Genomic DNA, 22,782 nt, shown 5'->3' with positions numbered 1-22,782 from the left:
TTACGCTTCCCAATGGGAAGCGTAAGGACTGATTAAAAACAGTCCGACTATGACGTAAAGTCATTACAGAGATTGAACTGAAGAGTTTGATCCTGGCTCAGATTGAACGCTGGCGGCATGCTTTACACATGCAAGTCGAACGGCAGCGCGGGGCAACCTGGCGGCGAGTGGCGAACGGGTGAGTAATATATCGGAACGTACCCAAGAGTGGGGGATAACGTAGCGAAAGTTACGCTAATACCGCATACGATCTAAGGATGAAAGTGGGGGATCGCAAGACCTCATGCTCCTGGAGCGGCCGATATCTGATTAGCTAGTTGGTGAGGTAAAGGCTCACCAAGGCGACGATCAGTAGCTGGTCTGAGAGGACGACCAGCCACACTGGAACTGAGACACGGTCCAGACTCCTACGGGAGGCAGCAGTGGGGAATTTTGGACAATGGGCGCAAGCCTGATCCAGCAATGCCGCGTGAGTGAAGAAGGCCTTCGGGTTGTAAAGCTCTTTTGTCAGGGAAGAAACGGTAGAGGCTAATATCCTTTGCTAATGACGGTACCTGAAGAATAAGCACCGGCTAACTACGTGCCAGCAGCCGCGGTAATACGTAGGGTGCAAGCGTTAATCGGAATTACTGGGCGTAAAGCGTGCGCAGGCGGTTTTGTAAGTCTGTCGTGAAAGCCCCGGGCTCAACCTGGGAATTGCGATGGAGACTGCAAGGCTTGAATCTGGCAGAGGGGGGTAGAATTCCACGTGTAGCAGTGAAATGCGTAGAGATGTGGAGGAACACCGATGGCGAAGGCAGCCCCCTGGGTCAAGATTGACGCTCATGCACGAAAGCGTGGGGAGCAAACAGGATTAGATACCCTGGTAGTCCACGCCCTAAACGATGTCTACTAGTTGTCGGGTTTTAATTAACTTGGTAACGCAGCTAACGCGTGAAGTAGACCGCCTGGGGAGTACGGTCGCAAGATTAAAACTCAAAGGAATTGACGGGGACCCGCACAAGCGGTGGATGATGTGGATTAATTCGATGCAACGCGAAAAACCTTACCTACCCTTGACATGTCAGGAAGTCCGGAGAGATCTGGATGTGCCCGAAAGGGAGCCTGAACACAGGTGCTGCATGGCTGTCGTCAGCTCGTGTCGTGAGATGTTGGGTTAAGTCCCGCAACGAGCGCAACCCTTGTCATTAGTTGCTACGCAAGAGCACTCTAATGAGACTGCCGGTGACAAACCGGAGGAAGGTGGGGATGACGTCAAGTCCTCATGGCCCTTATGGGTAGGGCTTCACACGTCATACAATGGTACATACAGAGGGCCGCCAACCCGCGAGGGGGAGCTAATCCCAGAAAGTGTATCGTAGTCCGGATCGCAGTCTGCAACTCGACTGCGTGAAGTTGGAATCGCTAGTAATCGCGGATCAGCATGTCGCGGTGAATACGTTCCCGGGTCTTGTACACACCGCCCGTCACACCATGGGAGCGGGTTTTACCAGAAGTAGGTAGCTTAACCGTAAGGAGGGCGCTTACCACGGTAGGATTCGTGACTGGGGTGAAGTCGTAACAAGGTAGCCGTATCGGAAGGTGCGGCTGGATCACCTCCTTTCTAGAGTAGCACCGGAGCTAACGCTCATCATCAAGCGTCCGCACTTATCGACTGTTGAACAAGAAGAACACAGTTTCGGGGCTGTAGCTCAGCTGGTTAGAGCACCGTGTTGATAACGCGGGGGTCGTTGGTTCGAGTCCAACCAGCCCTACCAGTCATACCCAATGGGGGATTAGCTCAGCTGGGAGAGCACCTGCTTTGCAAGCAGGGGGTCGTCGGTTCGATCCCGTCATCCTCCACCATTAAAGTTCAAACGTAAGCCTGTGCGGTTTAGGTTTGATCTTTTCGAGATCACTGTTGTTCTGTTCTTTAACAATCTGGAAGAAGTAAAGTTTTTTTAAGCGTGTAAGCGAATCAGAAATGATGAGCGAGCACACTTAGGGTAGTAATCAAGTATCAACAAACATGCAATTAAGCTGTACTCTTGATTTCTATAACGCTCCCTGTTGTCAGCAGGGGCTAACGTTATAGGGACAAGCGAATAAGTGCACATGGTGGATGCCTTGGCGATTACAGGCGATGAAGGACGTAGTAGCTTGCGATAAGCTGCGGGGAGTGAGCAAACACACTTTGATCCGCAGATTTCCGAATGGGGAAACCCGGCCTTTTAGGTCATTGCATGCTGAATACATAGGCATGCAAAGCGAACGCGGCGAACTGAAACATCTAAGTAGCTGCAGGAAAAGAAATCAACCGAGATTCCCAAAGTAGTGGCGAGCGAAATGGGAAGAGCCTGTACGTGATAGTCGGACTGATAGTGGAAGCCTTTGGAAACAGGCGCCATAGCGGGTGATAGCCCCGTACACGAAATCAGACCGGTGGTACTAAGCGTACGACAAGTAGGGCGGGACACGAGAAATCCTGTCTGAACATGGGGGGACCATCCTCCAAGGCTAAATACTCGTAATCGACCGATAGTGAACCAGTACCGTGAGGGAAAGGCGAAAAGAACCCCGGGAGGGGAGTGAAATAGATCCTGAAACCGTGTGCATACAAACAGTCGGAGCGGACTTGTTCCGTGACGGCGTACCTTTTGTATAATGGGTCAGCGACTTACATTCAGTGGCGAGGTTAACCGGATAGGGGAGCCGTAGAGAAATCGAGTCCGAACAGGGCGACAGTCGCTGGGTGTAGACCCGAAACCAAGTGATCTACCCATGGCCAGGATGAAGGTGCGGTAACACGCCCTGGAGGTCCGAACCCACTAATGTTGAAAAATTAGGGGATGAGCTGTGGGTAGGGGTGAAAGGCTAAACAAACTTGGAAATAGCTGGTTCTCTCCGAAAACTATTTAGGTAGTGCCTCAAGTATCACCATCGGGGGTAGAGCACTGTTATGGCTAGGGGGTCATTGCGACTTACCAAACCATTGCAAACTCCGAATACCGATGAGTGCGAGCTTGGGAGACAGACGTCGGGTGCTAACGTCCGGCGTCAAGAGGGAAACAACCCAGACCGCCAGCTAAGGTCCCAAAGATTGGCTAAGTGGAAAACGAAGTGGGAAGGCTAAAACAGTCAGGATGTTGGCTTAGAAGCAGCCACCATTTAAAGAAAGCGTAATAGCTCACTGATCGAGTCGTCCTGCGCGGAAGATGTAACGGGGCTAAGCCAGTCACCGAAGCTGCGGATATGTCTTAGGACATATGGTAGGAGAGCGTTCTGTAAGCCTGCGAAGGTGTCTTGTAAAGGATGCTGGAGGTATCAGAAGTGCGAATGCTGACATGAGTAGCGATAATGCGGGTGAAAAGCCCGCACGCCGTAAGCCCAAGGTTTCCTGTTCAACGTTCATCGGAGCAGGGTGAGTCGGCCCCTAAGGCGAGGCAGAGATGCGTAGCTGATGGGAAGCAGGTTAATATTCCTGCACCGTCGTATGATGCGATGGGGGGACGGATCGCGGAAGGTTGTCCAGCTGTTGGAATAGCTGGTTTCTGGTTCATAGAAGGTACTTAGGCAAATCCGGGTACGTAATTCAAGGGACTGGGACGTGTGGCCATGCGCCACGAAGCAATCGGAAGTGGTTCCAAGAAAAGCCTCTAAGCTTCAGTCATACGAGACCGTACCGCAAACCGACACAGGTGGGCGAGATGAGTATTCTAAGGCGCTTGAGAGAACTCGGGAGAAGGAACTCGGCAAATTGGTACCGTAACTTCGGGAAAAGGTACGCCCCGGTAGCTTGACCACTTTACTGTGGAAGGGTGAAAGGGTTGCAATAAACTGGTGGCTGCGACTGTTTAATAAAAACACAGCACTCTGCAAACACGAAAGTGGACGTATAGGGTGTGACGCCTGCCCGGTGCTGGAAGATTAAATGATGGGGTGCAAGCTCTTGATTGAAGTCCCAGTAAACGGCGGCCGTAACTATAACGGTCCTAAGGTAGCGAAATTCCTTGTCGGGTAAGTTCCGACCTGCACGAATGGCGTAACGATGGCCACACTGTCTCCTCCCGAGACTCAGCGAAGTTGAAATGTTTGTGATGATGCAATCTACCCGCGGCTAGACGGAAAGACCCCATGAACCTTTACTGTAGCTTTGCATTGGACTTTGAACCAATCTGTGTAGGATAGGTGGGAGGCTTTGAAGCGGGGACGCCAGTTCTCGTGGAGCCATCCTTGAAATACCACCCTGGTTTGTTTGAGGTTCTAACCTTGGTCCGTTATCCGGATCGGGGACAGTGCATGGTAGGCAGTTTGACTGGGGCGGTCTCCTCCTAAAGTGTAACGGAGGAGTTCGAAGGTACGCTAGGTACGGTCGGACATCGTGCTAATAGTGCAATGGCATAAGCGTGCTTAACTGCGAGACCGACAAGTCGAGCAGGTACGAAAGTAGGACATAGTGATCCGGTGGTTCTGTATGGAAGGGCCATCGCTCAACGGATAAAAGGTACTCTGGGGATAACAGGCTGATTCCTCCCAAGAGTTCATATCGACGGGGGAGTTTGGCACCTCGATGTCGGCTCATCACATCCTGGGGCTGTAGCCGGTCCCAAGGGTATGGCTGTTCGCCATTTAAAGTGGTACGTGAGCTGGGTTTAAAACGTCGTGAGACAGTTTGGTCCCTATCTGCCGTGGGCGTTGGAAATTTGAAGGGGGCTGCTCCTAGTACGAGAGGACCGGAGTGGACGAACCTCTGGTGTACCGGTTGTCACGCCAGTGGCATTGCCGGGTAGCTAAGTTCGGAAGAGATAACCGCTGAAAGCATCTAAGCGGGAAACTTGCCTTGAGATGAGATTTCCCGGAGCCTTGAGCTCCTTGAAGGGTCGTTCGAGACCAGGACGTTGATAGGCTGGGTGTGGAAGTGCAGTAATGCATTAAGCTAACCAGTACTAATTGCCCGTACGGCTTGTCCCTATAACCTTAGCAGGTATAGAAAATCGAGATTACAGTGCTGTTTGTTGACACGACAGTTACTACCGAACTTTACTTCCTCCAGATTCTGAGCCGCGTTCACCACGAACGAAGCTCGTACAAGTCATGCCTGATGACCATAGCAAGTCGGTCCCACCCCTTCCCATCCCGAACAGGACCGTGAAACGACTTTGCGCCGATGATAGTGCTGCAACCAGTGTGAAAGTAGGTTATCGTCAGGCTAGTTATATGCGAAAGCCCGTTAGCGAAAGCTAGCGGGCTTTTTGCTTTGGTGCGTCCATTTTGCGTACGTGATTGTTTGCAGACAGCGCCGATGATCGTTCGATGAGACAGCGTGGGCACAGGTGCCCACCCTACAAAACCTTGCGGGAGCGTTTCAAACGGCGCCGATATGCGAACGGTGACGTGGTGGGTTCGAGAACCCACCCTACCAAAGTTTGCTGGCCGTACAATACGCACATGCGCATCCTGATCGTCGAAGACCACCCCGATATCCTGGCCAACCTGTATGGTTTCCTGGAGCCGAAAGGCCATGTTCTCGATTCGGCGCGCAACGGCTATGCGGGACTCGCGCTGGTCTCGGAACACACCTACGACGTGATCGTCCTCGATATCGGTCTGCCCGGCCTGAACGGCATCGAGCTATGCCAGAAGCTGCGCGAAGAACTGAACATCACGACGCCGGTCCTGATGCTCACCGCGCGCGATAGCCTGAGCGACAAGGTAGCCGGCTTCGACAGCGGCGCCGACGATTACCTGATCAAACCCTTCTCGCTGGTCGAACTCGACGTGCGCCTGAAAGCCCTGGTGCGCCGCGCGGAGGGCCAGCATGCGGTCAGCCACACGCTGCGTTTCGGCGACCTGGTATTCGATCCCGACACCATGGAAGCGAGCCGCGAAGGCCAGCCCGTGGTGCTCACCAAAACCGGCTACATCCTGCTGCGCACCCTGATGAGCGCCGCGCCGCGCATCGTGCCGCGCGAAACGCTCGAGCAGGCGGTGTGGGGCGAGGACCGTCCCGACAGCGACGCCCTGCGCACCCACATCCACGCGCTGCGGCAGGCGATCGACAAACCCTACGCGCACGCGATGCTGCGCACGGTGGCCGGCGTCGGCTTCCGACTGGTGCTGCCCGATGCGCGCGGCTGAGTCGCTGCGCCGGCGCATCGTCGTCGCCTTTGTTTCCTTCAGTATCATCCTGTCGCTGTTCATCGCGGCGATCGCGGCGCTGGCGATCGAAGGCATCGAGGTGCACCTGGTCGACAATCGCCTGGCCGAAGCGGCGCGCTGGGCTTCGCCACGCCAGACCGCAGGCCTGCCGACCGACATGCCTGCCGGCCTACGCTTCCACCGTGGCGGCGACATTCCGCAATCGCTGCGCGGCCTGCCGGAGGGCGTGTCCGAAGTCGACGTCGACGGCGTCGGCTTGCACGTGCTGACCGGGACCGATGCCAGTGGCCCGTATATCGTGGTCGACCACGAAAGCGACTACGAAAAGGTGGAGCTGGTCGTGTACTCGATGTTCGCGGCGGTCCTGCTCGGCATCATGCTGTTCGCCGCCGTGCTGGGCCGCTTCCTGGCGCGCCGCATCGTCAATCCGATCACCGAACTTGCCACAGCGGTCGCCAAGGGCAGCAATACCTTGCCGCTGACCGGCCGCGGCGACGAGCTCGGCATCCTGGCGCGCGCGCTCGAAGCCCACACCACCGAGCTGCGCGCCTTCCTCGACCGCGAACGCTTCTTCACGGGCGACGTCAGCCATGAGCTGCGCAGCCCGCTCACCGTGATCATGGGCGCCGCCGAGATCCTCATGACCCAGGCCGACAGCGACGCCATCCGCGCACCGGCCGAGCGCATCTACCGCGCCGCGCACGAAGCCGCCGAGTGCGTGACCGTGCTGCTCCTGCTGGCGCGCGCCCCCGAGCTGGGCCGCCTGCCGCCGGTACAGGTCGATGCCATCGCCGCGCGCGAAGCCGAACGTTATCGTCCCCTGGTCGCCAACCGTCCGATCGCGCTGCGCTACCAGGACGGGCCGGCCTTTTCCATCCAGGCGCCGGCGGAACTGTGCGCCGCCGCCATCGGCAATCTGGTGCGCAACGCCTGCCAGTACACCGAGCGCGGCGAGGTGCTGGTGCAAATCCAGCAGGGGCAGGTCGTTGTCGAGGACACCGGCCCCGGCCTGCCGGACGCGGTACGCGAGACCCTGCGCCAGCCGGGCGGCACGCCGGCAGCGGTGCCCTCGAAAGGTTCGGCCGGCACCGGCCTCGGCCTGTCGCTGGTGCGCCGCATCTGCGAATACCTCGGCGCCACGTTGACGTATGAAGACCGCGCAGGCGGCGGCAGCCGCTTCACCATCGGCTTCCCCAGCGATTTCACACGTTCTTAACGTTCTGCTGACCAGCGCCTGACGCGCTGTTTTCTATCCTTGATGCAAGCGTGGCCGATCCCGGCCGCCATGTATGCACGGATGTCAGTTTGGACAAGCTTCTTGCAAAGCGCATCAGCGCGCCATTTCTCACGCTCGCGGTCGCGATCTTCCTTGCCACCGCCGGCAACATCAAGTTCTGGACCACCTTCACCGAGGCTGCCGGCGGGCTGACGCTGGCGCACCTGCCGCTGCTGGCCGGCGCCATGCTCATCATCGTGTTGTTCTTCAACGCCTGCCTGACGCTGGCTAGCTTCCGTTTCGTCGCCAAGCCGGTCTTCATCCTGCTGCTGGTGACGGCCTCGACGGCCAGCTATTTCATTGCCGCGTACGGCATCGTGATCGACCGCGCCATGATCCAGAACGTATTCGAGACCGACGTGCGCGAAGCGACCGAACTGGTCAGCTGGCACATGCTGCTGACGGTCGGCCTGCTCGGGCTGGTGCCGGCGGCCTGGATCGCGCGTGCCCAGGTCGCGTATCCGCAAGGACGGCGCGGCCTGCTGCAGCGCGCGGGGATTGCCGGCGGCTCGCTGCTACTGGCGGTGCTGCTGCTGGTGTTGCTCTTCAAAAGCCTGGCGCCGGCGGTGCGCGAGCACCGCGAACTGCGCTTCCTGCTCACGCCGACGAATACCATCCAGGCGATGAACGGCTATTTGCGCGGCAAGTGGAGCACGCCGGTGGTGGTGGCACCGCTGGGGCGCGATGCGATGAAGGGCAAGGCCTGGGCCGGACAGACGCGCAAGACCGTCACCGTGATCGTGGTCGGCGAAACCGCGCGCGCGATGAACTTTTCGCTGAACGGCTACAAGCGCGAGACCAATCCGCTGCTGGCCCGCCAGCCTGGCCTGATCAATTTCTCGAACGTGAGTTCGTGCGGGACGGCGACGGCAGTTTCGGTGCCCTGCGTCTTTTCCGCCTTTGGCCGCGACGAGTATTCCGAATCGAAGGCCGCCAGCCAGGAAGGCTTGCTCGACGTCTTGCAGCACGCCGGCTTGAAAGTCGTGTGGCGCGACAATAACTCCGGCTGCAAGGGCGTATGCGCGCGCGTGGGCTACGAGGATCTGTCGCGCCCCGTCGCCGGCGACCCCTATTGCGAAGACGAGGAGTGCCACGATGAACGCTTGCTGGCGGGCTTGCCCGAACTGATCCGCAACAGCGACAAGGACCTGGTGATCGTGCTGCATCAGAAGGGCAGCCATGGCCCGGCATACGCGAAGCGCTACCCCCAGGGTTTCGGGAAGTTCAGCCCTGTGTGCGACAGCAACGAGTTCGAGAAGTGTTCCTCCTCCTCGATTGCCAACGCCTACGACAACACGATTCTGTATACCGATTACTTCCTCAGCAAGACCATCGACTTGCTGCGCCAGACGGCTGCGCAAGAAGGCATGGACACGGCGATGCTGTATTTTTCCGACCACGGCGAATCGCTGGGCGAAAACAACCTGTATCTGCACGGCGCGCCCTACCTGTTCGCGCCCGCCGAGCAGACCCGGGTACCGATGATGTTGTGGATGTCGGACGGTTTCAGCGAACGCTTCGGCATCGACCGCACCTGCCTGATGGCGCGCCGCGGTGAGCCGCTGTCGCACGACAACGTGTTCCACTCGGTGCTGGGCCTGCTCGACGTGAATACGGCTGTGCTCAATCCCAAGCTCGATTTGCTCCACGGCTGCGCGCGGGGTATCTGATGCAGCGCACGCGACACCAGGCCGCGCCGGCACTGATCGGCGCGCGCAGCGCATGGCGGATCGCCGCCGTCCTGCTCGCCGGCGCCGCTTTCATCCTCTGGCTGGGCCGCTGCACCGACATCGACCTGATGCTGGCCGACGATTTCTACGATGCCGGCCTGCACGACTTTCCCTGGCGCCACGCCTGGCTGACCGAGACCTTCAGCCACGGCATCCTCAAGATGATGCTGACGCTGGCGGCGATCGGCTGCATCCTGCTGGCCTTGCACGATGTGGCGCGCCCGCAGCCCGGCCGCAGCCCCTTGCAGCGCTTGCGCCTGCGCGTGATGGGCCTGTCGGCGCTGCTGGTGCCGCTGGTGACCAGTTCGCTCAAGCAGGCCAGCGTCGCCCACTGTCCCTGGGACCTGGCGCGCTATGGCGGCAGCGAGCCTTACCTGCGCCTGTTCGATGCATTGCCGTTCGGTGTGCAGCCGGGGCATTGCCTGCCTGCCGGGCATGCATCGAGTGCGCTGTGGCTGGTGTCACTCTGCGTGCTGTGGCTGCCCGAGCGGCCGCGCACCGCGTTGCGTGCCCTCCTGGCTGCGCTCGCTGTTGGCGGCGCCGTCGGTTGGTTGCAGCAGCTGCGTGGCGCGCACTTCCTGACGCATACTTTGTGGTCGGTCTGGATCGCCTGCGCAGTGCTATTCACGCTGCTGCTGTGCCTGCAATGGCTGCCGGCGTACAGGCGCAGCCGGGTGCTGCGCCTGTCGTCATAGTTTTTCCAGCTTCGGGCCGCGCAAGCCCACCAGCAATGCCTTGCCGTTCGCATCGACCCGGAACTCGCCATAACGCGCCGCCGCCCAGCGTTCGGCTTCGCCCTCCTTGAAGTACCAGGCGTCGGTCACGATCAGGGGCCGGCTGCGCTTGCTGATCGCTTCGATCAGCATCTCTTGCGGGCCGAGGGGCCGGCCGTCGTGCTCGCCCAGCAAGGTCACCACGCCGTTCGGGCCGCCGCGCCACCAGCTTCGTCCTGGCCGTGTCGACCATGGCGAAGTCGGGAGGGAAGGCGTAGTTCAGCGTCATGTAGTCGCCTTGCATCAGCGAGCGCGGGTCGACCGGCGCCAGCTCGACGAAGACGACCTGGCCGGTGCTGATCAACGCCTCCTTTTCCCAGATGGCGGCGTTGGCGACGACCAGCGCCAGTATCCCGGCGCCGGCGAGCAGGCCGCGTTTCCAGCGTGGATTGGTATCCGGGGCGGCCGGGGCCGGCTGGAGCTCGGGCAAGGCTTCCGGTGTCGATGGCAGCAGGGCGCCCGGCATCGCGAAGCGCACGATGGCGCCCAGGGCCAGGCCGCAGCCGAGCAGGAGCACGGCCTTGTGCGCAAGCGGCCAGTACAGGTAGTAATACAGCGCGCCGACCATCCACAACGCCGACGCTCCGGCAAGCAAGGCCAGGTTGCGGCGGCCGGTGGTCACGCAGATTGCCAGCATAAGCAGCACGGGTCCCATCGATGGCGCCAGCCAGCACAGGACCACGGCCGTGCCGCCTAGCGCCGCGAACCAGGCGCTGCGCAGCGCGGGCCAGCGCTGCATCATCCATCCGGCCGCGCCCAGTGCGCAGGCAAGGGACAGGACGCCATCGAACCTGTCCGGCAGCGCCCCGCCATAGCCGCCGTCGAGTCCGGCCGGCAGGCTGGCGCTGAGCAGGAAAGTGGGGCCGGAACAATAGGCCAGGGCCAGCAGGGTCATGCCGCCGATGCCGGTCAGGATGGTTTCCAGGGTGGCGGCCGTGCCGGCGCGCAGCGGCGTGCGTTCCAGCTGCGACAGCAGGCCCTGGCCGAGCACCCACACGGCCGCCAGGCAGGTCCAGGCTTGCCTGTAGGGCAGGTCGAGCAGGCCGCGGCCAATGTGGGGGACGCCCGACATCGCCAGCGCCGCCAGGGTGGCCCCCGCCGCGCCGAGCAGGACACGCAGCCAGACCTGGTGCAGCAGGAAGGCCAGGCCGAACACCAGGCTTGCCGTGATGGCCATGGCAAGGCCCATGTTGTTTTTGGCGAAGTCCATGTTGCCGAGCCCGACAACAAATAGCCCGGTCCCGAAGATCAGGCAGGGGATGGCCAGCTGTTCCAGGAACAGGGGGATGTCGCGCTGGCGCAGCAGGGCCACGGCCGCACCCAGGAAAATAACGCCGAGCACAAGGGCGGTGCCATACACATTGGCGCCCGTCAGGAACAGCAGTCCGACCACCGCCCCGAGGGGAATCGCGGCAAACCAGGCTGCAATGGCCATCATGACGATCACTGGCCATGGCCGGTGCTGGCTTTCCAGCTCGGCATGGGCGGCGGCAAGCAAGCCCTGGTCGACCGCTTCACGCAACACCTTGTCGAGATGCTTGCTCATGGTTTGCCTCCGCTGCCGTATTCGCGCATCAGCGCAAGAATGCCCCGTACTGCCAGGGCCATCAGTCCGACCGTGGTGAAGCCAGCCACCAGCAGCATGCCGATTTCACCGCCATGGCCCAGGCCGATGACACGTACCATGCCGGCGATGAACAGGATGATCAGGCCGAGCGCAATCACGCTGAGCGCGGTCACGTCGAAAAGCCTGCGCCGGGTCAGGAGGGCTGCCGCAACGACAAGCAGGACCAGGCTCAGCAGATAGTACAGCGCGGTCCCGCTGCTCGAGGCGAACAAGGCCAGCATGCCGGCGCTGCCCAGCGAGGTGGTTGCGAACAGCACGGCAAGGTTGAACGCCACCCTGCCGGCGCCGCTAAAGCGGGCAAGCGGCTGGCTCATGAGCACGGCGAGCGCGCTTGCCAGCAGCGCCACCAGCATGTGGGCGCCAAGGTTGGGGCCGGCGAAGCGCCACCATCCCGACTGCGCGGCGTCCCAGGCGGTAAGCCCGGTCATGGCGACGATCACCCAGGCGCTCCAGACGATGTCTGTGCGGGCGCCCAGCGCCAGCGGCAGCGCCAGGACGGCCCAGACCGCGAACAGTTGCCATGGATCGGCGCCGGTCTGGTAGGTCTGGCCAAAGTAAGCGAACAGCGCGCCAATGACGAGCAGCCCGAGCAGCGCCAGCGAGGTGCGCAGGCGCGGCAGGAAGGCGGCACCCAGGCAAGCCGCTCCCACGCACAACTGGAGCAGGATAAATATCTCACGCCGCCCCAGCGCATCGAGGTTGGCGGCGACCAGGAAGATCAGGCCCAGGCCGGCAAGCAGCGCGGCCAGCATGCCGACAGCGCGGCGCAGCAGGGTGTCCAGCTCCGGCGATGGCTGGCCGAGACGGGCAATGCGCCACAGCGCGCCGAGCGTCGCCGCGTCGAGCCGGTGCCGGTGGGTGAGTTCGAGAATGGCGAGACGGGTGCTTATCATGCGAAAGTTCTCCTTGGAACATGGCAAAGGCCGCCCGCTATTCTAGGCAAACCCGGCTGGCATGCGTTGCGTAAAAGCTAACGGAAGGCAGCTTAGCAGGAGACTGTTAGTTGCTCAAAATCATCTCTGATCATAGAGCGCCGCGAGATGATAGCCACTTTCTATCATGAGGAGAGCACTATGCAGACTGGTAGCGACGCGGCAGGCCTGGGCAGCAAATTGATGGCGCCCATGAACGACATTCTCGACAAGCACAGGAGCAGCGTACTGCCCCTGCTGGGTGGCGGCGAAGCGGCGGCGCGCGCCGCGCTGGCCAACGACGAAGCGGTGCGCAAGGTGGCGACCTTTTGCTATCCCTTGCTGCCGGGCTTGCTGCGGCTGGCCGTCAAGGAACCGATGTTCGTCAACTTTGTGATGAGTAACCGCGAACGCGTGTTTGCGACCCTGGTCAGCAGGGCCGCCTGAACCTTGGCGCTCAGGCCTGCTGGGCCACCGGCTCGGCCTGAGTCGCCTTTTCCCGTCCGCGGCTGATGCTGTCGCCGTCCTCGCGGCGCAGGCGCCAGAAGATAATCGCCGATACCACCGTCAACCCCGCCAGGAAATCGAAGGCGTGGTGCAGGGCGCCGGTCACCAGCACGTGGTTGGTCTGCGGTACCCGTCCCAGGAACCAGGCCGTCACCAGCGAGCCCGCCGCCAGGCCAAAGCTCATCGACAATTGCTGGAACGAGCTGGCAATCGTGCTCGCCATGCTCGAATCCCTGGTCTCGATGTCGGCATAGGCCAGCGTGTTCATGCTGGAAAACTGCAGCGAATTGAAGAAGCCCTGCATCAGGCTGATGCAGACGATGGCCGCCAGCGGCGTGCTCGGTCCGACCTGCCCGAACAGCGCGATCGTGATGCCGATGCACAGGGTATTGGCCACCAGCACCTGGCGGTAGCCGAAGCGCGCCAGCACCTTGGGCGCGATCAGCTTCATGCCCATCGCCGCCGCCGCCGAGGGCATCATCAGCAAGCCCGACTGCCAGGCCGGCAGGCCCAGGCCCAGCTGGTACAGCAGCGGCAGCAGGAAGGGCAGGCCACCGACACCGAGGCGGGTGACAAAACCACCGACCACGGAAATGCGGAAGGTGCGCACTTTTAATAAAGTCAGGCGCAGCAGCGGGAACTTGATGCGGCTTGCGTGCAGCGCATACGTGCCGAGCAGGCCGATCGACACCGCCAGCAGCAGGCCCATGGTGGGGCCGCTGAGCGTGTGTTCGCCAAAGATTTCCAGCAGCCAGGACAAAATCGCGGTGCCGGTGCTGAACAGGATCAGGCCCAGCACGTCGAGCGGGCGGCGCTCGTCGCCGTGGTAGTCGGGCATGTGGCGCCAGACCAGGTACATGGCGATCAGGCCGAAGGGCAGGTTGATGAAGAAGATCGCTCGCCAGGAGGTCCAGTGCACGATCAGGCCGCCGACGGTCGGGCCCAGCAGCGGGCCGATGAGGGCGGGGATGATGACGAAGTTCATCGCCCCGAGCAGTTCGGATTTCGGGAAGGTGCGCACGATGGCCAGCCGCCCGACCGGCATCATCATGGCGCCGCCCAGGCCCTGCAGCAGGCGGGCGGCGGTCATCATCTCGGCGCTCACCGACAGGCCGCACAGGACCGAAGCGCAAGTGAAGATGCCGATCGCGGTGAGGAAGACGCGGCGGGTGCCGAAGCGGTCGGCCATCCAGCCGCTGACGGGAATGCCGACGGCCAGGCCGAGGATGTAGCTGGTGACGACCGATTTCAGGCTCAGCGGGGTGACCCCGAGGCTGGCCGCGATGCTGGGAATGGCGGTGTTGACGACCGTGGCGTCGAGCTGCTCCATGAATAGGGCAGTGGCGACCAGCCATGGCAGGTAAGTCTTGACAGCGGAACTATCCAATCGGCCCTCATCCAATCCCGCGCACGCGGGCTGCGGCGCCTGATCGAATTGTTACATAAATCAGCAAACGCCGATTTCAACCGGACGTTTGCTGATGGGTAGGAACTCAGAACTGGTAGCGCGCCTGGACAATCACGAAGTTGACGCCGCTGTTCGGCTTCTTGATACTGCCGTTCGAGTAGTGCTGGAACTTCAGGCCCAGGTCCCACTTATTCGTGGTGACATAGCCGATACCGAGGTGGTCGCCGAACTGGAAGGCGGTCGACAGGCGGTTGTCGCTGTTGTTATACAGTTCCGACATCAGGTTGGCGCCGATGCCGCCTTCGACGTACAGGCCGAGCTTGTCGTCGCGCTGGTAGCGGAATACCGGGGTGATGCCAATCACGCCGATGTTCTGGTGCTGGCCATCGACATTGCGGTAGGCCGAACCGCGCCAGTAGGCGGCCGACAGATCCCAGTAGCCGCCCAGGTGGCGGCCGTTCGAGGAGAACCACTGCTTGTCCCAGTTCGACTGGACGGCCACGCGGCCCATGCGTACTTTCGATCCGGTGCCGAATTCGAACGTGGCCGAGTCGACCCAGCCATTGTCGGCGGCAAAGGCCTGGCCAGCCGTCATCAGGACAGCGGCAGCAAGGAGGCTGCCAATTTTTTTATTAGAGAACATAATTGCTTTCATGAATAGTCGCCAATCCATGTTGGCGATCGCCGAATATTTTACTGGTGTAAATGAAAACGCGTAGCGCACGACCCAAAACGACAAAAGGAGGCGTATGAGTGACCCTGCCAGCTACCCTGCCGTGGCATTCCTGGGCATCGGCCTGATGGGCCAGCCGATGGCGGCGCGCCTGGCCGATGCCGGGTTTCCCCTGCACGCCTGGAACCGTAGCACAGCCAAGGCGCGCACGCTTGCCACGCATGGGGCACGCGTATGCGAATCGGTTGAAGAAGCGGTGCGGGGCGTCGCAATCGTGGTTTCGATGCTGGAAGCCGGGCCGGCCGTGGGCACGACGATGGACGTGGCGCTGCCGGCAATGGCGCCGGGAACCCTGTGGATCGACATGAGTTCAACCCGGCACGACGAGGCCCTGGCCTTTCATGCGCGCCTTGGCGGACAGGGCATGCGCTTTCTCGATGCGCCGGTGTCGGGCGGGGTGCCGGGCGCGCAGGAGGGCAAGCTGGCGATCATGGCCGGCGGCAGTCTGCATGACTTCGAGGAGGCGCTGCCGCTGTTCGAGGTACTCGGCAGCGCGCGGCTGGTGGGGCCGGCGGGCAGCGGGCAGGTCGCCAAGCTGTGCAATCAACTGATCGTTGGCGCGACCCTGAACGTGGTGGCCGAGGCATTGTTGCTGGCGCAGGCGGCCGGGGCCGACCCGGCGACGGTGCGCGAGGCGATCCGTGGCGGGTTTGCGGGCAGCCGGATTCTCGAATTGCATGGGCAGCGCATGCTCGACCGGAATTTCGTGCCGGGCGGGCAGGTGAAGAGCCAGTTGAAGGATTTGCGCAATGTGCTGGCGGCGGCCGGGCAGGCGGGGGTGAGCTTGCCGATGGCCGCGGCGGCGACGCGCAGTTACGAAGCGATCGAGACGGAGCTGGGTGGGGCCGATCACGCGGCGGCCTTGCTGGCGCTGGAGCGGGTCAATCCGGGGGTGAGGTTGGGGTTGGCCGAGGATCAGTTGCCGGATATGTGACCGAGTGTGGCGTTGAGGTGAGTATGAGTACGACAGCGTGGACACAGGTGTCCACCCTACGAAAAGCGGCGTTGTAGGGTGGCCATTCGTAGTGCTGGCATTTAGCCAGCCCTACTGTCCACGCTGTCTCACCGGTTGAACTGCCGGTGGGTTCGAGAACCCACCCTATGCAGCGCATCGGTAGAGTGGGTACTCGTACCATCGGATCTCACCGCTTGAACCCTGGCGCCGTCACGCTACCGGCAAACTCATCTCCACCAGCCGCGCCCAATAACTCGCCCCGATCGGCAGCAAGTCATCGTTGAAGTCATAGCTGCCATTGTGCAGCTGGCAAGGCCCCAGCCCATGCCCACCCGCGCGGTGCTCGCCGTCGCCGTTGCCGATGAACACATAACACCCTGGCTTGGCCTGCAGCATGAAGGCGAAATCCTCCGCGCCCATGGTCGGTTCGACCGCCGTGTTCACGGCCGCCGGCCCCACCACCGCGCGCATCGCCTCGACCGCGAATGCGGTCTTTTCCGGGTCGTTGATCAGCGGCGGATAGTTGCGCTTGAAGCCGAAGTCGACGGTGGCATTGAAGCCTGCCGCCACGCCCCTCGCCATCGCCTCCATACGTTCCTGGATGAGGTCCAGCACGGCGGTCGAGAAGGTGCGCACGGTGCCGATCAGCACCGCTTCGTCGGGAATCACATTCGTGGCGCTGCCCGCGTGAATCTGCGTGATCGACAGCACCGCCGTTTCCAGCGGATTCTTTTCGCGCGAAATGATGGTTTGCCAGGCTTGCGCGATCTGCACTGCCACCATCACCGGGTCGATGCCGCGGTGCGGTTGCGCGGCGTGCGCGCCCTTGCCTTTGACGGTCACGCGGAACTCGTTACTGGATGCCATCATCGGCCCCGGGATCACACCGAAGCTGCCTGCCGGCAGGCCTGGCCAGTTGTGCATGCCGTACACGGCGTCCATCGGGAACTGGTCGAACAGACCATCCTCGATCATCTTGCGCGCGCCGGCGCCGCCTTCTTCGGCGGGTTGGAAAATCAGGTACACCGTGCCGTCGAAGTTGCGGTGACGCGACAAATAGTGGGCTGCGCCCAGCAACATCGCGGTATGACCGTCGTGACCGCATGCATGCATCTTGCCGGGGTGGCGCGACGCATGGTCAAATGTGTTGAGTTCCTGCATGGGCAGCGCGTCCATGTCGGCGCGCAGGCCGATTGCGCGCGGCGAGTTGCCATTCTTGATGATGCCGACCACGCCGGTGACGCCCAGCCCGCGCACGACGGGAATGCCCCATTCGGTCAGGCGCGCAGCCACCACGTCGGCGGTGCGTTGTTCTTCGTAGCAGAGTTCCGGATGGGCGTGGATGTCGCGCCGGATCTGTTCCAGTTCGGTCTGGAAAGCGAGGATAGGTTCTACCAGTCTCATCTTGTTCTCCCTAGCAGCATGGTGTTCAACTAAGCCTATTCAAAACCATTGTAGCCCTTGTCACCAGATGAAATCCAGCCCGGCAGGAAAAGCCGGACCGGTCCGCAACGAAGCCAGCCGGAATCGGATAAAGTATTGGTTTCTCGACGTTTTTTTCCTGGAACTGATTCAGTATGAGCATCACCCAAGTCCGCGCCGCCTGCCCCCACGACTGCCCCGATACCTGCGCCATCCTCGTCACCGTCGAGGACGGCGTGGCCACTGCGGTGCGTGGCGACCCGGAACATCCGACCACCGCCGGCGTACTCTGCACCAAGGTCTCGCGCTACGTCGAGCGCACCTATTCGCCGGACCGCGTGCTGCATCCGATGCGCCGCGTCGGCAAGAAGGGTGAAGGCAAATTCGAACAGATTACGTGGGAGCGAGCGATCCACGAGATCGCGGAGCGCCTGGGCGAAATCGCTTCTCGCGACCCGCAAGCCATCCTCCCGTACAGCTATTGCGGCACCATGGGCCTGGTGCAGGGCGAGTCAATGTCGCTGCGTTTCTTCAACCAGCTTGGCGCCTCGCTGCTCGACCGCACCATCTGCGCCACCGCGGGCTTTACCGGCTACAAGTACACCATCGGCGCCTCGATCGGCACCGACATGGAGCAGTTCCAGGATGCGAAGCTGATCCTGATCTGGGGCGGCAATCCGATCGCCTCGAACCTGCACTTCTGGATGCGCGCCCAGGAAGCCAAGCGCCGCGGCGCCAGGCTGATCGCCATCGATCCCTACCGCTCGTTGACGGCCGAGAAGTGCCACCAGCACATTGCCTTGCTGCCGGGTACGGACTCGGCGCTGGCGCTGGGCATGATGCACGTGCTCATCAAGGAAGACCTGCTCGACCACGACTACATCGCCAGCTACACCCTCGGCTTCGACCAGCTGAAGGAACGCGCCGCCGAGTGGACGCCGGAACGCACCGCCGACACCTGCGGCATCAGCGCCCAGGAAGTGATCGACCTGGCACGCCTGTACGGCGAAACCGCGAAGCGCGGCGAGCCGGTGGCGATCCGCTGCAACTACGGCGTGCAGCGCGCAAAGGGCGGCGGCATGGCCGTGCGCAACATGAGCTGCCTGCCGGCGCTGGTCGGCGCCTGGCGCCATGCGGCCGGCGGCATCCAGCTGTCGACCTCGGGCTCGTTCCCGGCGAACCGCGCCGTGCTGCAGCGCCCGGACCTGCTGGCCGGCCGCAAGACCCGCACCATCAACATGACCACCATCGGCGACGATTTGCTGAAGGAGGCCTCGCCGGAATTCGGCCCGAAAGTCGAGGCCGTGATCGTCTACAACGCCAATCCGCTGGCGATCGCCCCGGATTCGGCCAAGGTGCAGGCCGGCTTCGAGCGCGAAGACCTTTTTACCGTGGTGATGGAACAGTTCCGCACCGACAGTGCCGACTACGCCGACATCCTGCTGCCGGCCACCACCCAGCTGGAGCACGTCGATGCGCACCTGGCCTATGGCCACCTGTACATGCTGGCGAATAACGCCGCGATTGCGCCGCTGGGCGAAGCCAAGCCGAACACCGAGATTTTCCGCCTGCTGGCCGCGCGCATGGGCTTCGACGATCCCTGCTTCCAGGAGAGTGACGAGGAACTCGCGGCCCAGGCTTTCGACAAGAACCACGTCCGCGCGATCCACTTCGACTGGGAATCGCTGAAGCAGAAGGGCTGGCAAAAACTGAACATGCCGGACGCGCCGTTTGCCGAGGGCGGTTTCCCGACCCCGTCGGGCAAGTGCGAGTTTTATTCGAGCACGATGGAGCGCGATGGTCTCGACCCGCTGCCGGCGTATATCGCGCCGTATGAGTCGGTGGCGTCGAACCCGCAATTGGCAAAGAAATATCCGCTGGCGATGATTTCTCCGCCAGCCAGGAACTTCCTGAACTCAACGTTTGTCAATGTACAGAGCCTGCGTGCAACTGAGGGCGAGCCGCACCTCGACATGCACCCGAACGACGCCGCCCCGCGCGGCATCGCCCACGGTGACATGGCACGTATTTTCAACGACCGCGGCTCTTTCGTTGCCAAGGCGCGCGTGACCGAGAAAGCGCGACCGGGCCTCGTGGTGGGCTTGTCGATCTGGTGGAAGAAACTCGCCAGCGACGGCAAGAACGCCAATGAAGTCACCAGCCAGCGCCTGACCGACATGGGCAGGGCGCCCACTTTCTACGACACCCTGGTGCAGGTCGAAAAGGCCGCGCCCCGACCCGGACATGAAGAAATTACTTCTTAGACTACCCCGACTCTTCCGGCCTGCGCTCATTGCGGGCGCTGCCGCCGGAATGCTTGCCAGTTGTTCTACTCTGAATTACTACACCCAGGCGGCGCAAGGCCAGCTTGAACTCCTCTCCGATGCAAGGCCAATCGACGACTGGTTGGCCGATCCCACCACGAAAACCTCGCTGCGCCACCGTCTGGAGACGGCGCGCCAGATCCGCCTGTTCGCGGTCCAGAAGATGGGCTTGCCCGACAACGGCAGCTACAAGAACTACGCCGCCCTGAAACGCCAGTACGTGCTATGGAACGTGGTGGCGACCCCCGAGCTGTCGCTCAAACCCCTGCAGTGGTGCTTCCCGGTGGCCGGCTGCGTGAATTACCGCGGCTATTACAACAAGGCCGATGCCCAGGCCTATGCCAAGGAACTCCGCGAGCAGGGCCGCGATGTGGAAGTCGGCGGCGTCAGCGCCTATTCGACCCTGGGCTGGTTCAGCGATCCCCTGATCTCCACCTTCATCCATTACCCCGACGCCGAACTGGCGCGCCTGATCTTCCACGAGCTGGCCCACCAGGTGGTGTATGTGCCGGGCGACTCGCGCTTCAACGAATCGTTTGCCAGCGCCGTCGAAGAAGCAGGCGTGGAAATGTGGCTGGAAAAATTTGGCAACCCGGCCATGCGCGACGCCTACGAACGTTATTCGGTGCGGCGCAAGGGCTTCCTCGAACTGTTGCTGAAATACCGGCGCGAGCTCGAGCGTACCTATGCGTCCCCGGTCGGCGACGAGGACAAGCGCATCGCCAAGGCGAAATTGTTCATGGGGCTGAAGGACGAATACCAGGTGCTGAAAGCGCAGTGGGGCGGCTATGCCGGCTACGACCGCTTCTTCGCCGAGCCGCTCTCGAATGCCCACCTGGCGTCGATTGCCACCTATAACGACTACGTGCCGGCCTTCCGCGCGATGCTGCGCCGTGACAAGGATTTCCGGAAGTTTTACCGCGAAGTCACGCTGCTGTCGAAGCGCGACAAGTCGGAGCGGACCGCGGCGCTGAAGGTGTTCGATGCCGCAGTACCAGGCGGTCCGGTCATGGTGCAGCGCACCAATGTAGCCATGCCGTAGAGCCTGCCCAAGAGGGTGCCGTAGAGTCCCTGTTCCAATTAAGGCAAAAGCGCTTGCATAGGAGCGCGCTGCCCGATAGCATCATATGCGGCAATAGCAAAGGCATAAGCACGCACGTTCGGTTTGCAAATATAATTCGACAATGTAGGCTGAACGACAACGATACTATTGGAGACAGGGGCATCTGATGGACAAGATTTGGCTGAAGTCGTATCCAGCTGGCGTACCAGCTGAAATCAACCCGGACCAGTACCGGTCGCTCGTGCACCTGCTGGAAGAGTCGTTCCAGAAGTACGCGCAGAACAATGCGTACGTCTGCATGGACAAGTTCCTCACCTACGCCGAGCTCGACACCTGCTCGAAGCGGCTGGCCGCCTGGCTGCAAAGCCGCGGCATGGCCAAGGGTGCGCGGGTGGCGGTGATGATGCCGAACATCCTCCAGAACCCGATCGCGATTGCCGCGATCCTGCGCGCCGGCTACACCGTCGTCAACGTCAATCCCCTGTACACCGCGCGCGAACTCGAGCACCAGTTGAAGGACTCGGGCAGCGAAGCCATCATCGTGCTGGAAAACTTTGCCCATACCGTGGAGCAGGTGCTCAAAAGCACCCCGGTGCGCCACGTGGTCGTGGCCAGCATGGGCGAAATGCTGGGCGGCGCCAAGGGCATGCTGGTCAACTTCGTGGTGCGCAGCATCAAGAAGATGGTGCCGGACTTCACGCTGCCGAACATGGTGCGCTTCAAGGATGCGCTGGCGCAGGGCGCGAAGATGCCGTACACCGCGCCCACGCTGAGCGCATCCGACATCGCCTTCCTGCAATACACCGGCGGCACCACCGGCGTCTCGAAAGGCGCCACGCTGACCCACCGCAACATCATCGCCAACGTGCTGCAAACCGAGGCCTGGGCCCAGCCCGCGCTGTCGCAGCCGCCGGCGGTCGAGTTCCCGAACATCGTCTGCGCGCTGCCGCTGTACCACATCTTCGCGCTGACGGCCTGCGCCATGTGGGGCATGCGCGTCGGCGGCATGAACATCCTGATCCCGAACCCGCGCGACATCCCGGGCTTTATCAAGGAACTGGGCAAGTACAAGATCACCACGCTGCCGGCTGTGAACACGCTGTACAACGCGCTGGTCAACCACCCGGACTTCGCCAGCATCGACTTTTCCACGCTGAAGACCGCGAACGGCGGCGGCATGGCCGTCCAGCAAGCGGTTAATGACAAGTGGAAACAAATAACCGGCAAGAGTATCATTGAAGGCTACGGTTTGTCGGAAACCTCGCCGGTGGCCACCTGCAACCGCGCCGACGAGCAGGGCTTCACGGGCACCATCGGCCTGCCGGTACCGTCGACCGACATCGCCATCCTCGACGACGACGGGAATATCCTGCCGCTCGGCCAGACTGGCGAGATCGGCATCCGCGGCCCGCAGGTGATGGCCGGCTACTGGAACCGTCCGGACGAAACCGCCAAGGTCATGACCGCCGACGGCTACTTCAAGTCGGGCGATGTCGGCATCATGGACGAGCGTGGCTACGTGAAGATCGTCGACCGCAAGAAGGACATGATCCTGGTGTCGGGCTTCAACGTGTACCCGAACGAACTCGAAGGCGTGATCGCCGGCCACCCGGGCGTGCTCGAATGCGCGGTCGTGGGCGTGCCCGACGAGCATTCCGGCGAGGCGGTGAAGGTCTTCGTGGTGCGCAAGGACCCGAACCTGACGGAAAGCGCGCTGCAGGAATACTGCAAGGCGCAGTTCACCGGCTACAAGAAACCGAAGTACATCGAATTCCGCGACGAACTGCCGAAGACCAACGTCGGCAAGATCCTGCGGCGTGCGCTGCGCGACGAACAGCAGCAGAAACAGAAAGAAGCCGCCTGAGGCCGTAGTACGGCGCAGGTTGGCCGGCCAAGACCGCCCGGGCATTCCGGG

The 22,782-nt window shown here is 61.8% G+C and carries 14 protein-coding genes, 2 tRNA genes, 3 rRNA genes and 1 pseudogene; 14 read left to right on the top strand and 6 right to left on the bottom strand.

Annotated elements, in window-relative coordinates:
• The first annotated feature begins 74 nt into the window (after positions 1-74).
• The 9 genes from ACWYRN_RS07115 (at position 75) to ACWYRN_RS07075 (ending at position 9,839) form a co-directional block, all read left to right on the top strand.
• Positions 75-1,603: ribosomal RNA gene (locus ACWYRN_RS07115) — 16S ribosomal RNA — on the top strand.
• A 77-nt stretch (positions 1,604-1,680) separates the two neighbouring features.
• Positions 1,681-1,757 (top strand) — tRNA-Ile (locus tag ACWYRN_RS07110).
• Between the two features lie 12 nt (positions 1,758-1,769).
• Positions 1,770-1,845, top strand: a tRNA-Ala gene (locus tag ACWYRN_RS07105).
• Positions 1,846-2,074: 229 nt separating this feature from the next.
• Positions 2,075-4,950, top strand: a 23S ribosomal RNA gene (locus tag ACWYRN_RS07100).
• A 126-nt stretch (positions 4,951-5,076) separates the two neighbouring features.
• Positions 5,077-5,189 (top strand): 5S ribosomal RNA (gene rrf / locus ACWYRN_RS07095).
• Together the 16S, 23S and 5S rRNA genes with 2 tRNA genes alongside form the textbook arrangement of a ribosomal RNA operon.
• A 238-nt stretch (positions 5,190-5,427) precedes the next feature.
• Positions 5,428-6,117 (top strand): response regulator transcription factor, encoded by a 690-nt coding sequence (locus tag ACWYRN_RS07090; RefSeq protein WP_488691769.1) that lies wholly within the window; start codon positions 5,428-5,430, stop codon positions 6,115-6,117.
• The gene (locus tag ACWYRN_RS07085; protein ID WP_488691768.1) at positions 6,104-7,354 is read left to right on the top strand and encodes a sensor histidine kinase; all 1,251 of its coding nucleotides are present in this window, start codon (positions 6,104-6,106) and stop codon (positions 7,352-7,354) included. Before ACWYRN_RS07090 ends, ACWYRN_RS07085 begins: the two co-directional genes overlap by 14 nt.
• Before the next feature lie 89 nt (positions 7,355-7,443).
• Positions 7,444-9,084: a phosphoethanolamine transferase gene (locus ACWYRN_RS07080; protein WP_488691767.1), complete on the top strand. Its 1,641-nt coding sequence runs from the start codon at positions 7,444-7,446 to the stop codon at positions 9,082-9,084.
• Positions 9,084-9,839: a phosphatase PAP2 family protein gene (locus tag ACWYRN_RS07075; protein WP_488691766.1), complete on the top strand. Its 756-nt coding sequence runs from the start codon at positions 9,084-9,086 to the stop codon at positions 9,837-9,839. The genes ACWYRN_RS07080 and ACWYRN_RS07075 overlap by 1 nt, the downstream gene beginning before the upstream one ends.
• Here the strand turns inward: ACWYRN_RS07075 and ACWYRN_RS07070 are convergent.
• The 3 genes and pseudogenes from ACWYRN_RS07070 to ACWYRN_RS07060 all read right to left on the bottom strand — a co-directional run bounded on the left by ACWYRN_RS07070 (position 9,834) and on the right by ACWYRN_RS07060 (position 12,437).
• Entirely contained in the window at positions 9,834-10,010 is a 177-nt protein-coding gene (locus tag ACWYRN_RS07070; protein WP_488692787.1) for a GDYXXLXY domain-containing protein, read from the bottom strand. The genes ACWYRN_RS07075 and ACWYRN_RS07070 overlap by 6 nt on opposite strands.
• A 169-nt stretch (positions 10,011-10,179) precedes the next feature.
• Positions 10,180-11,352: pseudogene (locus ACWYRN_RS07065) on the bottom strand (DUF4401 domain-containing protein); the annotation flags it as partial.
• 107 nt (positions 11,353-11,459) lie between these two features.
• Positions 11,460-12,437: a DUF2157 domain-containing protein gene (locus ACWYRN_RS07060; protein WP_488691765.1), complete on the bottom strand. Its 978-nt coding sequence runs from the start codon at positions 12,435-12,437 to the stop codon at positions 11,460-11,462.
• Between the two features lie 180 nt (positions 12,438-12,617).
• Between ACWYRN_RS07060 and ACWYRN_RS07055 the strand changes: the two genes are divergently transcribed.
• Positions 12,618-12,902: a hypothetical protein gene (locus ACWYRN_RS07055; protein ID WP_488691763.1), complete on the top strand. Its 285-nt coding sequence runs from the start codon at positions 12,618-12,620 to the stop codon at positions 12,900-12,902.
• A 10-nt stretch (positions 12,903-12,912) separates the two neighbouring features.
• Here the strand turns inward: ACWYRN_RS07055 and ACWYRN_RS07050 are convergent, their stop codons facing one another.
• Both ACWYRN_RS07050 and ACWYRN_RS07045 read right to left on the bottom strand, forming a co-directional pair.
• On the bottom strand, positions 12,913-14,292 hold the full coding sequence (locus ACWYRN_RS07050; RefSeq protein ID WP_488692786.1) for an MFS transporter: 1,380 nt from the start codon (positions 14,290-14,292) through the stop codon (positions 12,913-12,915).
• 163 nt (positions 14,293-14,455) lie between these two features.
• Positions 14,456-15,025, bottom strand: a complete 570-nt coding sequence (locus tag ACWYRN_RS07045; protein ID WP_488691762.1) for an acyloxyacyl hydrolase — start codon at positions 15,023-15,025, stop codon at positions 14,456-14,458.
• 94 nt (positions 15,026-15,119) lie between these two features.
• Here ACWYRN_RS07045 and ACWYRN_RS07040 point away from each other — a divergent pair, with 94 nt between their 5' ends.
• Positions 15,120-16,037: an NAD(P)-dependent oxidoreductase gene (locus ACWYRN_RS07040; RefSeq protein ID WP_488691761.1), complete on the top strand. Its 918-nt coding sequence runs from the start codon at positions 15,120-15,122 to the stop codon at positions 16,035-16,037.
• A gap of 231 nt (positions 16,038-16,268) precedes the next feature.
• On the opposite strand, the gene ACWYRN_RS07035 is transcribed toward ACWYRN_RS07040, so the two are convergent.
• Positions 16,269-17,462: a M20 aminoacylase family protein gene (locus ACWYRN_RS07035; RefSeq protein WP_488691760.1), complete on the bottom strand. Its 1,194-nt coding sequence runs from the start codon at positions 17,460-17,462 to the stop codon at positions 16,269-16,271.
• 173 nt (positions 17,463-17,635) lie between these two features.
• On the opposite strand from ACWYRN_RS07035, the gene ACWYRN_RS07030 reads away from it, so the two are divergent.
• From ACWYRN_RS07030 to ACWYRN_RS07020, 3 genes are all read left to right on the top strand, one after another.
• Complete coding sequence (locus ACWYRN_RS07030) at positions 17,636-19,744, top strand: molybdopterin-containing oxidoreductase family protein (RefSeq protein ID WP_488691759.1); 2,109 nt, start codon at positions 17,636-17,638, stop codon at positions 19,742-19,744.
• Between the two features lie 49 nt (positions 19,745-19,793).
• A complete protein-coding gene (locus ACWYRN_RS07025) occupies positions 19,794-20,846 on the top strand; it encodes an aminopeptidase (RefSeq protein ID WP_488691758.1) in 1,053 nt (350 codons plus the stop codon).
• Positions 20,847-21,033: 187 nt separating this feature from the next.
• Positions 21,034-22,731: a long-chain-fatty-acid--CoA ligase gene (locus ACWYRN_RS07020; RefSeq protein ID WP_488691756.1), complete on the top strand. Its 1,698-nt coding sequence runs from the start codon at positions 21,034-21,036 to the stop codon at positions 22,729-22,731.
• Positions 22,732-22,782: the final 51 nt, after the last annotated feature.

It is taken from the genome of Massilia sp. BAP21 (genome assembly GCF_057801335.1).
This window is presented reverse-complemented; position numbering and strand designations above follow the sequence as displayed.

What these genes read in the sequence shown, in the direction of transcription:
- ACWYRN_RS07090 (WP_488691769.1), top strand. Translation starts at nt 5,428, where the DNA reads ATGCGCATCCTGATCGTCGAAGACCACCCCGATATCCTGGCCAACCTG.
- ACWYRN_RS07085 (WP_488691768.1), top strand. Translation starts at nt 6,104, where the DNA reads ATGCGCGCGGCTGAGTCGCTGCGCCGGCGCATCGTCGTCGCCTTTGTT.
- ACWYRN_RS07075 (WP_488691766.1), top strand. Translation starts at nt 9,084, where the DNA reads ATGCAGCGCACGCGACACCAGGCCGCGCCGGCACTGATCGGCGCGCGC.
- ACWYRN_RS07070 (WP_488692787.1), bottom strand. Translation starts at nt 10,010, where the DNA reads ATGCTGATCGAAGCGATCAGCAAGCGCAGCCGGCCCCTGATCGTGACC.
- ACWYRN_RS07060 (WP_488691765.1), bottom strand. Translation starts at nt 12,437, where the DNA reads ATGATAAGCACCCGTCTCGCCATTCTCGAACTCACCCACCGGCACCGG.
- ACWYRN_RS07055 (WP_488691763.1), top strand. Translation starts at nt 12,618, where the DNA reads ATGCAGACTGGTAGCGACGCGGCAGGCCTGGGCAGCAAATTGATGGCG.
- ACWYRN_RS07050 (WP_488692786.1), bottom strand. Translation starts at nt 14,292, where the DNA reads ATGGAGCAGCTCGACGCCACGGTCGTCAACACCGCCATTCCCAGCATC.
- ACWYRN_RS07045 (WP_488691762.1), bottom strand. Translation starts at nt 15,025, where the DNA reads ATGAAAGCAATTATGTTCTCTAATAAAAAAATTGGCAGCCTCCTTGCT.
- ACWYRN_RS07040 (WP_488691761.1), top strand. Translation starts at nt 15,120, where the DNA reads ATGAGTGACCCTGCCAGCTACCCTGCCGTGGCATTCCTGGGCATCGGC.
- ACWYRN_RS07035 (WP_488691760.1), bottom strand. Translation starts at nt 17,462, where the DNA reads ATGAGACTGGTAGAACCTATCCTCGCTTTCCAGACCGAACTGGAACAG.
- ACWYRN_RS07030 (WP_488691759.1), top strand. Translation starts at nt 17,636, where the DNA reads ATGAGCATCACCCAAGTCCGCGCCGCCTGCCCCCACGACTGCCCCGAT.
- ACWYRN_RS07025 (WP_488691758.1), top strand. Translation starts at nt 19,794, where the DNA reads ATGCTTGCCAGTTGTTCTACTCTGAATTACTACACCCAGGCGGCGCAA.
- ACWYRN_RS07020 (WP_488691756.1), top strand. Translation starts at nt 21,034, where the DNA reads ATGGACAAGATTTGGCTGAAGTCGTATCCAGCTGGCGTACCAGCTGAA.